The organism is Micromonospora profundi (assembly GCF_011927785.1).
Taxonomy (GTDB): Bacteria; Actinomycetota; Actinomycetes; order Mycobacteriales; family Micromonosporaceae; genus Micromonospora; species Micromonospora profundi.
In genome coordinates, this window is sequence record NZ_JAATJK010000001.1 from 5,446,568 (window position 1) to 5,460,619 (window position 14,052).

The following is a 14,052-nucleotide window of genomic DNA, read 5'->3' on the forward strand; positions in this document are numbered from 1 at the left end:
GGGTCGGCGGATAGGTTGGTCGGGTGTCGTCCGCAAACCAGATCCGCCCAGCCCGGCGGGTCGTGCTGCGGTCACTGCGGGAGCTGACCCGGCTGGCGTTCACCGCACTGGTGCTCGCTGTCGGCCTCGGCGGCGCCCTCGCCGCGACACCGCCTCCCTCCCCGACGCAGCCACGGCCGATCGCCGTGAGCAGCCGGGTGGACACCCTCCGGCCCGAGGCCGCGTCCGCTGCCCAGACAGCCGACAGTGCGAGCCCGCCGAACCCTTCCGAGGCGGCCGATGGAGCCGTCACCACCACGGCGACCGGCCCGGTCGCCGCTGGCCTGGAGCACTCGCCGGCCATCGAGCCCGGCCGGGGCGCACCCGCCCGGCGCGGCCCGCCCACCCGCTGACCCGGCCCGCCTGACGATCCGCGCGACCCGCCCCCGGGTCACGCGCGTCCCGGCCCATCGGGTCGCCAACAGCTTCTCCCGACCACTCGGAGCCGACCGCGTCGACATCGCTCGATCACCGGCCCGGTGCCGTCAGGACCATCCGTCGATACCCGTTGTTCGACCGCGAGGTGCTGATCATGCAGACCGTCCTCTCCGCCGTCCTGCCCGACGTGCCCCGGGCCGCCGTCATCTGGCTGAGCCTGCTCGGGGTGGTCGTGGCCGCTGTCGCCGTACTCCTGCTGCGCCCCGGCCTTCTCCGCCTCGACCTGGCCGCGCGGATCCGTGACGCGGCAATGCCCAGTCAGATCGAAGAGGCACAGGAGGAACGGGAGCAGAGCCGCTACGCGCAGGAGGTCGCGGTGGCCGCCGAGCGCGCCACCACCACCGCCCAGCGTCTGCGGGCGGAGTGGGTGGCCGCGCAGGAGACGGTCGAGGCCGCGTGGCAGGAACTGGAGGCCGCCGAGGCCGGCGTCCGCAGGCTCGCCGAGGCCTCCGCGATGCCACTGCCGTACACCACCCAGACCCCCGCCGAGTACGCCGACCGCGAGCGTTACCTGCATCGGGCCGCGCTGGACGCGTACTGGCGGCGGGAGCTGTCGGTGGAGCAGCTCAGCGACGTGTTCGCGTACCGCAATGGCTGGGACCCCCGGCTGCACCCGGTCGAGCAGGAACTCGTGCTCCAGCGGGCGATCCGCGACAACCTGGCGGCCCGGCACGTCGCCGCCCAGGAGCAGGAGCAGGCCGCCTGGCGGGCCGCCGAGCTGGCTGTTGCGGCGGCCCGCAGCCTCCGCGCGGAGGCCCTCGAGGCGACCGGGCGGCGGGTGGCGGAGTCGTCATCGGTGCTGCCGCTCAGCGAGGTCGGCCGGCCGCTGACCGAGCCGACCCGGGAGAACGTGGTGGTCGCCCGCGGCCGCGCGGCGGTCCCCGCGTTCTGACCGCACGGCACGGCGGTCCGACAGCGGGCCGGACCGCCGTCGGTGGGTTAGCGTGACGCCATGTCCCGAGAGACGTGGGTGCTCGTGGTGATCGCCGGCATCCTGGCGATCGCCACACTTGTCGGCGCGGTGCTGCTGGCGGTGCGGGTGGTGCGTACCCGCCGGATGCTGACCGGGCTCGGCGCGAGCGGCAAGGTCGTCTTCTACGGGGCGCTCATCTACGCGATCTTCCCGGTCGACATCCTTCCGGACCCGATCTATCTGGACGACATGGGTGTCCTGGCCGGCGCGCTGATCTACCTCACCCGGCTGGTGCAGAAGCGCCGGGCGGAGGGTCGCCGGCTGCCCGGGCAGCCCGACGCGCCGCCGGCTCCGGAGGCCGCCCGACGCTCCGTACGATGATCGAGGTCGGTTCGACGGACAGGGGACGGGCGTGGCGGGCGATCACCGGCTGGACGGGCACGACGACCGGGTGGCGGCCTTCTGCGCGGAGCGGCACCTCGCGACGTTGACCACCCTGCGCGCCGACGGCACCCCGCACGTGGTGCCCGTCGGGGTCACCTTCGATCCGGAGTCCGGGCTGGCTCGGGTGATCACCTCCGGTACGTCCCGCAAGGCACGTCATGTGGCCGATGCCGGGCCGGCGGGCCTGCCGGTGGCCGTCTGCCACGTGGATGGCCGGCGCTGGCTCACCATCGAGGGCCGGGCGGTGCTCCGGTCGGATCGGTCGGCGGTGGCCGAGGCGGAGCGCCGCTACGCCGACCGTTATCGCACCCCGCGTCCGAATCCCGAACGTGTGGTCATCGAGATCACCGTGACCCGGCTGCTCGGGAGCCTCTGACCCGCCGCCCGATCGGCCCGTTCGAGCCACATCACGATCCCTGGGCGTTTTGCGCGGTCAGAGGTGCCGCCGCAGAGCGGAATGCCGCCCGGAGCAGGGCCGTTACACCCGTACGACCCCCGGCCGAGACCGCCGCGGGTCACCCCCTGATGAGCCGAGCGCCATTCCCGGTGCTGCTGCCCTCCGCCCAGTCGGAGGCTCCAACCCCTCGAACGGAGACTCGACCATGAACCCGATCATGCAGAAAAGCGGTCTGTCCGTTGTCGGCCTGCTGGTCGCGGGCGGATGTGCCCTCGGCCCGGCTGCCATTGCGCAGGCCTCCGCCCCGGCACAGGCTGCCCCTACGTCGTCGAACCAGACGAACCGCAGCGGTGAGCGGGTGCTCGGTTTCGACTACCAGGCGCAGCCGAACTTCTACTACTGCGGGCCGGCCGCGACCCGGATGGCGCTCTCCGCCCAGGGCAAGGCACTGCCGCAGGACGACGTCGCCAAACTGCTCGGCACCACCGAGTCGGGCACCGCGTCGGCCCTCGACATCACCCGGGTGCTGAACACGCTCACCGGCGACAGGTACCGGACGACCGAGATCAGTGACCCGGTGGCCCGCCCCGACCAGGTCGATCAGTTGCGGCACGACGTGCGGGCCGCTGTCGACGCCGGACGGCCGGTGGTGGCCAACATCAGGGGCACGGCCGTCGACATGAGCGGCAACCCGCACTCGTACGAGGGCGGCCACTACGTGACGCTTGTCGGCTACCGCGACGGCGGGGACACCATCCGGGTCGCCGACCCTGCCAACCCGGCGCTCGGCGAGTACTGGATGGGTCTGCCGAAGGTCGCCAACTGGATCGCGGAGCGCGGCTACTCCTCCTGATCCGCACGGTTCACCGGGCCGGTCTCCCACTGTCGGGGAGGCCGGCCCTGCCGTCGTAACGGCGACGGGTGGCCAGGTCGGCCCGCCGTCGGGTCCGCGACGCACGGGTCGGCCGGATCCGGTACAGGTGTCGCCGGGTCGGCGGGTGCGTGGCGGCCTCGCCGGCGCCGGCGGCCTCACGCACGATCCTGTTGGCGTCGTCCGGTTCGCAGCCGGTGGCGCGGAGCAGGTCGCTGGCCGCGGTGCGCAGGCCGGTGACGAGGGCGTCGCCGAACGACCTGACCCCACAGGCGGCCGCCCGCCCGGCCAGGTTCGCGCACTCCTCGACAAGCGTACGGGTGTTCTGGAAGGTGTCATCGCCCCTGCACTCCGTACGCAGTTGCGCCACCGCCGCACCGAGCCGGGCGATCGCGTCCGGCAGCTCCGGCGGGATCTGCTCGTCGTACTGGAGTGCTGTCGTGGACCAGCGGGCCAGGGCGCGGCTGTCCAGCAGCAACCGTTCGAGGTGACCCGCGCTGAGGGCGTACCTGTGAAACTGCTGGCGGCGGTGCCACCGGGCCGGCGCGATCGTCACCACCTCCTCGGCCCCGCTCAGCGCGTCGTGCAGTCGGCCCAGGTCGTCGTCGCTGCCACGGAGCTGGTCGAGCACACGCAACGTCCGGTCGCTGTCGCGGTCCCGCACCGCCTGCGCGAGTTCGGCGAGCTGCTCGCGGAGGACCTCGAAGATCGGTGTCGCCGCCCGGTCCAGCACCCGCAGCGGATTGACCGGCAGCAGCAACGCGACCACCACCAGGCCGACGATGCCACCGACAAGCGCGTCGAAGATCCGGGGCACCTCAAGGCCGCTCTCCATCGGGGCCAACGTCGTGATCAGCACGGCGGTACCGCCGGCCTGCCCGACAAGCGGGCCACCCTTCCCGGCCACCAGCAGGGCGGTGGCGATGGCGAGGGCGACGACCAGGCCGGTCTGCCACGGCCCCGAGCCGACGACGAAGCGCAGCGTGTCGCCGATGATGAGGCCCAACGCGACGCCGGCCAGCAGTTCGAAGGTACGCCGGGCTCGTTGCCCGATGGCGGTGGCGATCGTACCGACGGCCGCGGCGGGGGCGAAGACGTGCGAGCCGGAGCCGAGGAAATGCTTGGCGATCAGGGCGGCGAGCGCCGCGGCCAGCCCTGCCTGGGCGGCGATCACCAGGGTGATCTCCCACTGTCGGGCCCGAAGCCGGCCGGCCTGCCCGCTGCGGTGCCGCACTGTTTCGACAAACTGGCCGCTCTTCTCGGCAGCCGTTTCGAGTCGAGACCGGCCGCGGCCGGGTCGTGGACGGTCGTCGGCCATGGCGGCGGATACCCGGGCGTCGTCCCGGCAATCCATCGGCGACCATGGGTTTGTCAGACCGCTGCGGGGTACCAGGGGCCACACACACCCACCGATCCGCAACCGGCAAGGGGACGTGAGATGAGCAATCCGCAGACCGTCGACGACCAGGACGTCGTCGACATCCTGGTCACCGACCACCATGAGGTCGAGGCGCTCTTCGTCGAGTTGGAGACGCGGCAGGGCACCCCCGAGTACCGCCGTCAACTCGTCGACGTGGTGATCTCCGAACTCGTCCGCCACGCGATTGCCGAGGAGGCGTACGTCTATCCGACGGCCCGTAAGGCGCTGCCCGACGGCGACCAGATCGCCGAGCATGAGATCGCCGAGCACGCCGACGCCGAACGGACCATGAAGGACCTGGAGTCGGTCGACCCGTCCGATCCGCGCTTCGACGAACTGCTCGCCCACCTGACCAGCACCATCCGGCACCACGTCCAGGAGGAGGAGAACGACCTCTTTCCCCGGCTGCGTGCCGCGACGGCCCGGGAGGAGCTTGTCGAGCTGGCCGGCAAGGTGACGGCGATCAAGAAGATCGCGCCGACCCGGCCGCACCCGAGCGCACCGGACCGCCCTCCGGCGAACAAGCTGCTCGCCCCCGGCACCGGCCTGGTCGACCGTGTGCGTGACGCGTTGAGCGGCCGGCCGACCTCGATGGACGAGCTACGCGAAGGGCAGCACTGACCCGTCGCCGGATGGTCGGTGACGGTGACGGTCCGCAAGGGACATCCCGGGTCGCCACTTCGGTGGCGACCCGGGATGTCCCGGTGTGTCAGCGGACCTGGTCGCCCTCTCCGGTACGGGCCTGAGCCTGATCCACGCCCTTGTCGATCTGGTCGTCGTACTTTCCGCCGGTGCGCCGATCGGCCGCGTCGCCGGCCTTCTCCATCCCCTGGTCAACCTGCTTGTCGTGCTTGTCCGCAAAGTCCTTGGCCTTGTCCATGAAGTCGCTCATCGCGGTCCTCCTCCACTTCCGACTGCGTCAGTGATGGCTTCCCTGAGCCGGGTTGCCCAAACTCGGACGATCCAGACTCGCCGGCCAGGAACGGATGTCCCGTGTGCACCCGCCACGACACCGGCCCACCTCGCGTTGGAGCGGTACGGGTGTCGGCGCGCGTCAGGCCGGGTACCGACCTCCCGGACATCGAGGAGGACCGACATGGCGGCAGAGGAACCCGGGGCAGACTCCGGGGAGACGACGCACGACGTACAGCCGCGCAACCCGTGGACGGCGCTGCCGTGGCTGGTCCGCACCGCGGTGCTGTGGAGCGCCTGCCTGGTGGTCATCGTCGCCGGGCTCTACCTGCTGGGCCGGATCGCCCTGCTGTTGGCACCGCTCGCCATCGCGCTGGCCGCGACCATCTTCCTCACCGCCCTGCTCGACCCGGTGCTGCTCCGGCTGCGCCGGCTGCGGGTGCCCGCGGCACTTGCCGCGCTGCTCACCGTCCTGCTGCTGCTCGGCATCCTGGTGGGCGTCGGCGCGCTCGTGTGGAACCTGACGGCGAGCCAGTTCGACCAGCTCAGCCAGGAGTTGACCCAGGGCGTCGACCGCAGCCGGGACTTCGTCACGTCCACCCTGCCCGTCACCGACGCCCAACTGGACCGCCTGATCAGCCAGGCCCGGGAGGGGCTCAGCGGCAGTTCGCCGGACCCGGTCTCCGGCGCCCGGACGGCCACCGAGGTGTTCGGCTCCGCGCTGCTCGCCCTGGTACTGCTCTTCTTCCTGCTCAAGGACGGCCGGTCGATGTGGCACTGGGTGCTGTCCCGGATGACCGGCCCGAACCGGGCCGTGGTCGCCGAGGCCGGTCGGGGCGGCTGGCAGACGCTCGGCGCGTACAGCCGGGGCACCATGCTGATCGCCGCTATCGACGCGATCGGCATCGGCCTGGCCCTGGTGGTGCTGCGGGTGCCGTTGGCGCTGCCACTGGCGCTCATCACCTTCCTCGGCGGCTTCGTACCGATCATCGGCGCGACGGTGGCCGGCGCTGTGGCGGTGCTCGTGGCCCTCGCTGCCAACGGGCCGACGACGGCACTGCTCACCCTCGCGGCGGTGATCGCCGTCCAGCAGATCGAGGGCAACCTGCTCGAACCGCTGGTGATGAAGCGGCAGGTCCGACTGCACCCGGCGGTGATCCTGGTGGCCGTCACCGCCGGCACCCTGATCGCGGGTATCGCCGGGGCCTTCGTCAGCGTCCCGATCACCGCCGTCCTCTGGCGCATCATCGACACCGTCCAACGGCACCGGGCCACTGCCACCCTTGCGGTTCCGGCCGCTCCGGCGGGTTGACCCCCGTCGGCCTCAGCTGCGACGAACGGCCTCGCCGACCAGGTGGTCGCTGAACCAGGCACCTGCCTGGTCGGCCACCTGGTCGAGCGTGCCGGGTTCCTCGAACAGATGGGTAGCGCCCGGGACCACCCGCAGCTCGCCGACCTCACCCAACTCGCCGAGCGCCTGCTCGTTGAGCACTATCACTTCCTCGTCCAGGCCGCCGACAAGCAACAACGTGGGGGTACGCACCCGCGCCAGCGCCGCACCGGCCAGGTCGGGTCGACCGCCCCGGGACACCACAGCCCTCACCCGGTCCGCGCGGGACGCGGCGGCGACCAGAGCGGCGGCGGCACCCGTGCTGGCCCCGAAGAGACCGATGGGTACGTCCCCGGCGGGACGCTCGACCGCCAGCCAGTCGACGATCCCGGCCAGCCTGCCAGCCAACAACCCGATGTCGAACCGCGGTTCGGCGGTACGCGCGTCCACCTCCTCCTCCGCCGGGGTGAGCAGGTCCACGAGCACAGTGGCGAGACCACGCCCGTTAAGCGTCCGGGCCACCGCCACGTTGCGCGGGCTGTGCCGCGAGCTGCCGCTGCCGTGCGCGAACAGCACCACGCCGGCCGGATCAGCGGGCAGCAGCAGATCGGCGGGAAGCTGGACGTCCCCTACCGGAATGGTCACCGTGCTGCTCTGCTCGTCCATACCGCACCTCCGCGCGCTCGCCCGTCCCACGCGCGTACCCCGCCTGGGGCTTCGCACGCACCCGGGATGCCCGGGCCTGGGCCGCGTTTGTCGCAGATGCCGCCGGGTAGCCGGGAGGTGACCGCAGACCGCGCAGGCGCAACCGCGCCCCGACGGATCGCGAGGATCGCCATGGCCAAGCAGCAGACCTCCCGGCAGCAGCAGATGGACGAACAGAACCGGCGCGAACAGGACACCGAGCGGAGCCGGAACTTCGGGGACGAGGCCTCCGAGGCCCGCCTGCCCGACGATCCCCGGGCGATGGCCCCCAGGGACGCCCTGGGCCGCCCGTCGACCGGAGAACCCGTCTGACGTACGCGTGCAACGGCCGGGACGGGAGCACTCCCGTCCCGGCCGTCACTCGTCGCGCTCGGGCAGCCGGAGCAGCGGCGACCGGCCCGGCGGGTGCTCCGCCGGCGCAGCCGTCGGCTCCGCCTGCGGCACGGGTACTGTCACCGGTTCGTCGGAGGTGACCCGCAGCAGCTGGTTGTGGTGGCGCAGCTCCACCACGTCGTCCGGGCCTCCGTGTCGCAGCGAGTACGTCGTCTCGTGCGGCCGGACGTCCACGCGCAGCGCCAGTCCGCGCCACTGCAACGAGAACTCAAGGCGGCTGAGCCGGCTGGAGAGCCGGGGCGCGAACGACAGCTGACCGTCGTGGTCGCGCAACCCGCCGAGCCCACCGATCAGGGCGAGCCACGCGCCGGCCAGCGAGGCCATGTGCACGCCGTCGCGGGTGTTCTCGTTGAGGTCGTGCAGGTCCATCAGCGCGGCTTCGCGCAGGTAGATGTGCGCCAGTTCGGGATAGCCCACCTCGGCGGCCAGCACCGCCTGCGTGCACGCCGACAGCGACGAGTCACGGACCGTCCGGCGCTCGTAGTAGAGGAAGTTGCGCAGCTTCTCCTCGGGGGTGAACGCGTCCCCCCGCCAGTGCATCGCCAGGACCAGGTCGGCCTGCTTGACCACCTGCTTGCGATACAGCTCGAAGTACGGATAGTGCAGCAGCAACGGGTACTTCTCCGCAGGCGTGTGCGCGAAGTCCCACTCCTGGAGGCGGGTGAACCCCTCCACCTGCTGGTGCACCTCCAGCTCGTCGTCGTACGGGATGTGCATCGCGGCGGCGGCATCCCGCCAGCTCGCCGCCTCCTCGTCGGTGACGCCGAGGCGGAACGCCTCGTCGCGGTAGCGCATCGCCGACTCGGCCGCGGTGAGCATGTTCCGCTGCGCCATCAGGTTCGTGTAGATGTTGTCGTTCTTCACGGCCGTGTACTCGTCCGGGCCGGTGACCCCGTCGATGTGGAACTGGCCGCGCCGGTCGTGGTGCCCGATCGAGCGCCACAGCCGGGCGGTCTCCACGAGCAGCTCCAGCCCGATCTCCCGCTCCAGCTGGGTGTCGCCGGTGACGAGCACGTACCGGCGCAGCGCGTCCGCGATGTCGGCGGCGATGTGGAACGCCGCGGTGCCGGCCGGCCAGTACCCGGAGGACTCCGGCCCCTCGATGGTTCGCCACGGGAACGCGGCGCCCTTGAGGTTGAGTGTCTCGGCCCGCTCGCGTGCCTGGTCAAGCGTGCTGTGTCGCCACTGCAACGCGCTGCGGACCGCGCTCGGCTGGGTGTACGTCAGCACCGGCAGGACGAACATCTCGGTGTCCCAGAAGGCGTGCCCGTCGTACCCGGGGCCGGTCAACCCCTTGGCCGAGATGGGCCGCTGCTCGGCACGGGCACCGGCCTGAAGCACGTGGAAGAGACCGAACCGGACGGCCTGCTGGATCTCCGGGTCGCCCTCGACGAGGACGTCCGCCGCGTCCCAGAACTCGTCGAGATAGCTGCGCTGCTCCCGGTGCAGCCCCTCCCATCCGTCGAGGCGGGCGCCGGCAAGCGCCGCGCCGACCTGGTCACGCAACGCCGGCAGGGAGCGTCGGCTCGACCAGCCGTACGTCAGGTACTTGACGATCCGCAGCTTCTCACCGGGCTTGAGCACGCAGGCGATGGTCGTACGGACCCAGTCCTCGTACCCCTCGGACTCGATCGTGGTGCGGTCCGGACCGTGCACCTCGTGCTCCATGGCGGCGGCCACCCGCAACCCGGAGACCTTTGTGCGGTGGATCAGCTGCCCGCCGTCGGGTGTGGTCAGTTCCTCCTCGGCCTGCAAAGGCGACTCCAGGACCGCCGCGACCCGGGGGTCCTTGCTCTGCGCGGGCAGCGACTCGTTTGCCACCAGCTCGGACTGCACGATGAGCCGCAGCGGGCCGTCGACGGCCTCCACCTCGTAGTTGATCGCGGCCACCGACCGTTGGGTGAACGACACCAGCCGGGTGCTGCGGACCTTGACCTCACGGCCTGCCGGGGAGCGCCAGTGCAGCTCGCGGTGCAGGGTGCCGGCCCGCATGTCGAGCACCCGCTCGTGGGAGATCAGCTCGCCGTAGCGCACGTCGAGCGGTTCGTCGTCGACGAGCAGCCGGATCAGCTTGCCGTTCGTGACGTTGACGATGGTCTGGCCGGACTCGGGGAAGCCGTAGCCTGCCTCCGCGTACGGCAGCGGGCGAAGCTCGAAGAACGAGTTGAGGTAGGTGCCGGGCAGGCCGTGCGGCTCGCCCTCGTCGAGGTTGCCGCGCAGGCCCACGTGACCGTTGGACAGCGCGAAGACCGACTCCGACTGGGCCAGCACGTCCATGTCCAGGCGGGTTTCCCGGATGTGCCAGGGCTCGACGGGATAGGCCCGTTCCCGGATCACGCGGTGCCCCGATCGTCGCTCGTCGTCGCGTCGACCGTACGCGTCGGCGGGTCGGCGTCACCGGCGTCGAGCAGGTCGGCGAGGTCCTTGACCACGATGTCGGCACCGTGCGCGAGCAACTCGTCAGCCTGACCGACCCGGTCGACGCCGACCACGAAGCCGAAACCGCCGGCGCGACCGGCGGCCACTCCGGAGAGCGCGTCCTCGAAGACGGCAGCCTGGGTGGGGTCGACGCCGAGCAGGGCGGCCCCGGCCAGGAAGGTGTCCGGCTGTGGCTTGCCGCGCAGCCCCTGCTGCCGGGCGACGATCCCGTCGACCCGCGCTTCCAGCAGTCGGTCCACCCCGGCTGCGGCGACCACCTCATGCCCGTTGGCGCTCGCGGTCACCACTGCCCGACGCAGCCCGGCGGCGGCCGCCGCCTCCAGGTAGCGCACCGAGCCCGGGTAGACCTCGACGCCGTCGGTGCGCAGGTGCTCCAGTAGCAGGACGTTCTTGCGGTTGCCGACGCCGTTCACAGTGTCGGCGTCCGGTGGGTCGTCCGGGGTGCCCTCGGGGAGCACGATGCCACGGGAGGCGAGGAACGACCGGACGCCGTCGGCGCGCGGTCGGCCGTCGACGTACCTGTTGTAGTCGGGTCCGGGATCGAACGGCTGGAACGGAGTCCCGGTGGACGTCGCGTGCTGGCGCAGGAACTCGTCGAACGTTTGCGTCCAGGCGGCGTTGTGCACTCGGGCGGTCTGCGTCAGCACACCGTCCAGATCGAAGAGACAGGCGGTCACATGAGCAGGTAGGCCCAGCACGGTACGAATCTAACCACCCCGCCGGCCCGCAAACCCCTTTTCGGTGACGCGCGCCGCCGCTCAGTTCGGTCGTAGCGTCCAGAGCACGGTGAGCGTCGATGTGTGCTTGCCGTCCTCGGTGCCGATCTGCACCTCGATCGGGAACTCGGGTCGCTGGCCGGCTTCGAGTTCGTCGATCACTTCCTGGGCGGGGCGACCGAGTCGCGCGGTGGCTAGGACGGGCCCGTACGCGCGCTTGTGGTAGGCGATGTCGGCCCGGACGACGAGCGGCACCATGCGGTCGAGCAGGTGCCCGAAGGCGACAAGCACGATCGTGCCGGAGGCCGTCTCGCCGAGCGTGAACATCGCGCCGGCGTGCGGCCCGCCGATGTGGTTGTGGATGGCCGGGGTGTCGGGCAGCCGCACGACCGCCCGCACCCCGCCGTCCGCCTCGGGTGCCACCTCGACGAATTCGATGCCGAGGGTACGGGCGAACGGCACCGCTTCCAGCATTCCGGCCGCCACCTGGCGGGAGTCGATTGTCATGTGCCGACGTTACTCGTGGGTAACCAAGGCGGCAACCAGGCCTTTCCACCTGCCATCCCGGTCACAGGTTGGCGATCGTCCGCAGGATCTCGGCGTAGAAGTTGCCGTCGATGCTGCGGAAGAAGGCGAAATCCTGACCCGGGTCGCCGAAGAACGGGCGCAGTGTCCAGGCCAGCTGGGTCCCCACGAAGCCGAAGAGCAGGATCCAGATGTAGAGCAGCGTCATGCTTGCCGGCCGCTGGGTCGGCTCGCCGCGGCGGACCGGCGGGGTGCCCCACGGACGGTTCGTCGCCGGGTAGCCGGGCGGCAGCACGCCGGGGGCCGGCTGCCCGCCCCACTGGGCCTGGGTGGGGACCTGCGCCGGGGTCTGGACAATCGGTGCCGCGGCGGGCGTGCCGCCGTTCGCGCCCGCCCCTGCCGCCGCCGCTCCGGCCGGCACTGCGACCGGCTCCGCGCCGGCGGAGGAGGTCGAACCGGCGGCCACGGTGGCCGGCACGGCGCCTGCGGACACGGCGGCCGGCGCCGGGGCGCTGACCTGGGCCGGGGTTTCGGCGGCCACCGCCGGGGCGAGCAGACCGTGGTCGTTGAGGACCTGCATCCCACCGGTCAGGAAGCGCAGCCCGACCAGCGCCGACAGCGTCAGGATGGCGACGTTCAGCAGCTTGAAGAAGCCGTAGTCCGGAGCGGTGATCAGGAAGAAGAGGCTGATCGGCGCGAACGCCACAGCGAGCATCGAGGTGACGGTGATCGCCACCATCACCAGCGCCAACGACTGGCGCACCGACAACCGGGCGCCGAAGACCAGGTTGAACAGGTAGAGCGTGGGCAGGCAGATGGCAAGTGTGACAAGGAACAGCAGTGGCAGCTTCAGCGCGGAGGTGAGCGCCATGAGCGGGCTGTGGAAGGCACCGAGCACCGCCCCGTAACAGGCGAGGGCGATGGCCGAGCTGGCCAGCATCCGCCCGGTCAGCGCGTTGAGATCACGCTCGGCCACGATTTGCTGCCAGATGCCCTGCCGGTCACGCAGGATGCGCTCGATGACGAGCGGGCTGGGACGGTCACCCGACACGGGTGCACCCCTCTCGGTGACTTTCACTGTGGACTGGGTGGGCAGACGGTAGGCCACCGGGAGGGCGGCTCGCCACCCCGCTCCGGCGTGGCGTTACCGCCAACCCACGTCGATCCGCGCGCCCCGCTCGTCGAAGAAGTGCAGCGCGTCCATCCGTACCGAGACCGCGAGCGGATGCCCGGCGGTGACCGCCGGGTACGGCGCCAGCCGCACCGCCAACTCGGCCGGCCGGCGATGGTGCCGACCCGGATCGGGGAGCACGCTGGTGCGGGTGCCATTGGCCTGCGGCTCCTCGGTCTCCACCGGCTTGCCGGTGAGCCGCTGCATCACCGCGCCGAACCGACGCAGCCCTCGCTGACCGATCGGCGGCGAGTCCAGCGGTGCACCCATCTCGTCCACCATGATCGCGGTCGCCCCGATGTCGAGGAACGCCAGCGACTCGTGGCCGTGGTGCTCCAGGTAGCGGATCCGGCCGCGCAGCACATCACCGGGGCTGTCCGGAGCGACAGGAGTGAGCGCCTCGGCTCGCATCCCGACCACGATCCGCTCGCCGTGGTAGTGCGCCACCGCCCGACTGCGGATGTCGTTCCAGGGCAGGTAGAGCGCCTGGTCACCGAGGTTGAGCGTGACGTACCGGTCGAGGTGGACGTAGACCGACGCCTCAAGCAGGTTCATCCGCGGGCTGCCGAGGAAGGCTGCCACGTAGAGCGTCGCTGGACGGCCGTACACCTGGGTGGGTGTGCCCACGTCCTGGAGCACCCCGCGGCGCATGATCGCGACCCGGTCGGCCATCGTCAGCGCCTCGGCCTGGTCGTGGGTGACGTAGACGGTGGTGACGCCCAGCTCCCGGGTCAGGCCCGAGATCTCCGCGCGCAGCTCGGCGCGGAGCCCGCTGTCAAGGTTGGACAGCGGTTCGTCCATCAGGAACAAGCCCGGTCGTCGGACGATTGCCCGGCCCATCGCTACCCGCTGGCGTTGCCCACCGGACAGCTGACCCGGCTTGCGGGCCAGAACGTCGTTGATGCCCAGCGCGCTCGCCACGTCGGTGACGCGCTCACCTCGCGGCTCCGGCTCCACTCCGGCCAGCCGCAGCGGGAAGGCGATGTTGTCGCCCACTGTCATGTGCGGGTAGAGCGCGAAGTCCTGGAAGACCATCGCGATCTTGCGATCTCGCGGTGGCAGGTCGTTCGCCAGCTCGCCGTCCAGCAGGACCGCGCCCTCGGTCGGGTCCTCCAGACCGGCGATCATCCGCAGCACAGTGGACTTGCCGCAGCCGGACGGGCCCAGCAACACCATGAACTCGCCGTCGTTCACATCCAGGTTGATTTTGTCGACGGCCAGCGTGCCGTCCTTGAAGACCTTGCTCACATCCTTGAGCGCGACGGTGCTCACCGTCACCTCCCCCAGCTTGTCGGCCGAACCCCACAAGACTGTGACCAGGATCATTGCGCTCGCACAT

General features: G+C 71.3%; 16 protein-coding genes. 8 read left to right on the plus strand and 8 right to left on the minus strand.

The window, feature by feature from the left end; genetic code table 11:
• Positions 1-23 precede the first annotated feature (23 nt).
• From F4558_RS24110 to F4558_RS24130, 5 genes are all read left to right on the plus strand, one after another.
• Entirely contained in the window at positions 24-392 is a 369-nt protein-coding gene (locus F4558_RS24110) for a hypothetical protein (RefSeq protein WP_053658895.1), read from the plus strand.
• A 179-nt stretch (positions 393-571) separates the two neighbouring features.
• Positions 572-1,369 (plus strand): hypothetical protein, encoded by a 798-nt coding sequence (locus F4558_RS24115; RefSeq protein ID WP_053659423.1) that lies wholly within the window; start codon positions 572-574, stop codon positions 1,367-1,369.
• Positions 1,370-1,429: 60 nt separating this feature from the next.
• Complete coding sequence (locus tag F4558_RS24120) at positions 1,430-1,771, plus strand: YkvA family protein (protein WP_053658893.1); 342 nt, start codon at positions 1,430-1,432, stop codon at positions 1,769-1,771.
• A 31-nt stretch (positions 1,772-1,802) separates the two neighbouring features.
• Positions 1,803-2,210, plus strand: a complete 408-nt coding sequence (locus F4558_RS24125) for a pyridoxamine 5'-phosphate oxidase family protein (RefSeq protein ID WP_053658891.1) — start codon at positions 1,803-1,805, stop codon at positions 2,208-2,210.
• Between the two features lie 226 nt (positions 2,211-2,436).
• The gene (locus tag F4558_RS24130; protein WP_167946071.1) at positions 2,437-3,084 is read left to right on the plus strand and encodes a C39 family peptidase; all 648 of its coding nucleotides are present in this window, start codon (positions 2,437-2,439) and stop codon (positions 3,082-3,084) included.
• A gap of 10 nt (positions 3,085-3,094) precedes the next feature.
• On the opposite strand, the gene F4558_RS24135 is transcribed toward F4558_RS24130, so the two are convergent.
• Entirely contained in the window at positions 3,095-4,336 is a 1,242-nt protein-coding gene (locus F4558_RS24135) for an FUSC family protein (protein WP_312877392.1), read from the minus strand.
• Positions 4,337-4,540: 204 nt separating this feature from the next.
• On the opposite strand from F4558_RS24135, the gene F4558_RS24140 reads away from it, so the two are divergent.
• Positions 4,541-5,143, plus strand: a complete 603-nt coding sequence (locus F4558_RS24140) for a hemerythrin domain-containing protein (RefSeq protein WP_053658886.1) — start codon at positions 4,541-4,543, stop codon at positions 5,141-5,143.
• 88 nt (positions 5,144-5,231) lie between these two features.
• On the opposite strand, the gene F4558_RS24145 is transcribed toward F4558_RS24140, so the two are convergent.
• Entirely contained in the window at positions 5,232-5,414 is a 183-nt protein-coding gene (locus F4558_RS24145) for an antitoxin (protein ID WP_053658884.1), read from the minus strand.
• Between the two features lie 204 nt (positions 5,415-5,618).
• Between F4558_RS24145 and F4558_RS24150 the strand changes: the two genes are divergently transcribed.
• Positions 5,619-6,746, plus strand: coding sequence for an AI-2E family transporter (locus tag F4558_RS24150; protein ID WP_167946073.1), 1,128 nt, complete (start codon positions 5,619-5,621; stop codon positions 6,744-6,746).
• A gap of 12 nt (positions 6,747-6,758) precedes the next feature.
• Here F4558_RS24150 and F4558_RS24155 read toward each other — a convergent pair whose 3' ends face one another.
• A complete protein-coding gene (locus tag F4558_RS24155) occupies positions 6,759-7,430 on the minus strand; it encodes a dienelactone hydrolase family protein (protein ID WP_053658880.1) in 672 nt (223 codons plus the stop codon).
• 171 nt (positions 7,431-7,601) lie between these two features.
• Between F4558_RS24155 and F4558_RS24160 the strand changes: the two genes are divergently transcribed.
• A complete protein-coding gene (locus F4558_RS24160) occupies positions 7,602-7,781 on the plus strand; it encodes a hypothetical protein (RefSeq protein WP_167946074.1) in 180 nt (59 codons plus the stop codon).
• A 45-nt stretch (positions 7,782-7,826) separates the two neighbouring features.
• Here F4558_RS24160 and F4558_RS24165 read toward each other — a convergent pair whose 3' ends face one another.
• The 5 genes from F4558_RS24165 to F4558_RS24185 form a co-directional block, all read right to left on the minus strand.
• A complete protein-coding gene (locus F4558_RS24165) occupies positions 7,827-10,199 on the minus strand; it encodes a glycoside hydrolase family 65 protein (protein WP_167946075.1) in 2,373 nt (790 codons plus the stop codon).
• Positions 10,196-10,999, minus strand: a complete 804-nt coding sequence (locus F4558_RS24170; RefSeq protein WP_053658874.1) for an HAD family hydrolase — start codon at positions 10,997-10,999, stop codon at positions 10,196-10,198. Before F4558_RS24170 ends, F4558_RS24165 begins: the two co-directional genes overlap by 4 nt.
• A gap of 60 nt (positions 11,000-11,059) precedes the next feature.
• On the minus strand, positions 11,060-11,524 hold the full coding sequence (locus F4558_RS24175; protein WP_053658872.1) for a DUF4442 domain-containing protein: 465 nt from the start codon (positions 11,522-11,524) through the stop codon (positions 11,060-11,062).
• A gap of 61 nt (positions 11,525-11,585) precedes the next feature.
• Positions 11,586-12,593 (minus strand): hypothetical protein, encoded by a 1,008-nt coding sequence (locus F4558_RS24180; protein WP_053658870.1) that lies wholly within the window; start codon positions 12,591-12,593, stop codon positions 11,586-11,588.
• 93 nt (positions 12,594-12,686) lie between these two features.
• Positions 12,687-14,039 (minus strand): ABC transporter ATP-binding protein, encoded by a 1,353-nt coding sequence (locus F4558_RS24185; RefSeq protein ID WP_053658868.1) that lies wholly within the window; start codon positions 14,037-14,039, stop codon positions 12,687-12,689.
• Positions 14,040-14,052: the final 13 nt, after the last annotated feature.

Excerpts from the sequence above, each read along its gene's own strand:
- F4558_RS24150 (WP_167946073.1), top strand. The coding sequence starts at position 5,619 with ATGGCGGCAGAGGAACCCGGGGCAGACTCCGGGGAGACGACGCACGAC.
- F4558_RS24145 (WP_053658884.1), bottom strand. The coding sequence starts at position 5,414 with ATGAGCGACTTCATGGACAAGGCCAAGGACTTTGCGGACAAGCACGAC.
- F4558_RS24175 (WP_053658872.1), bottom strand. The coding sequence starts at position 11,524 with ATGACAATCGACTCCCGCCAGGTGGCGGCCGGAATGCTGGAAGCGGTG.
- F4558_RS24130 (WP_167946071.1), top strand. The coding sequence starts at position 2,437 with ATGAACCCGATCATGCAGAAAAGCGGTCTGTCCGTTGTCGGCCTGCTG.
- F4558_RS24120 (WP_053658893.1), top strand. The coding sequence starts at position 1,430 with ATGTCCCGAGAGACGTGGGTGCTCGTGGTGATCGCCGGCATCCTGGCG.
- F4558_RS24115 (WP_053659423.1), top strand. The coding sequence starts at position 572 with ATGCAGACCGTCCTCTCCGCCGTCCTGCCCGACGTGCCCCGGGCCGCC.
- F4558_RS24155 (WP_053658880.1), bottom strand. The coding sequence starts at position 7,430 with ATGGACGAGCAGAGCAGCACGGTGACCATTCCGGTAGGGGACGTCCAG.
- F4558_RS24185 (WP_053658868.1), bottom strand. The coding sequence starts at position 14,039 with ATGATCCTGGTCACAGTCTTGTGGGGTTCGGCCGACAAGCTGGGGGAG.
- F4558_RS24160 (WP_167946074.1), top strand. The coding sequence starts at position 7,602 with ATGGCCAAGCAGCAGACCTCCCGGCAGCAGCAGATGGACGAACAGAAC.
- F4558_RS24140 (WP_053658886.1), top strand. The coding sequence starts at position 4,541 with ATGAGCAATCCGCAGACCGTCGACGACCAGGACGTCGTCGACATCCTG.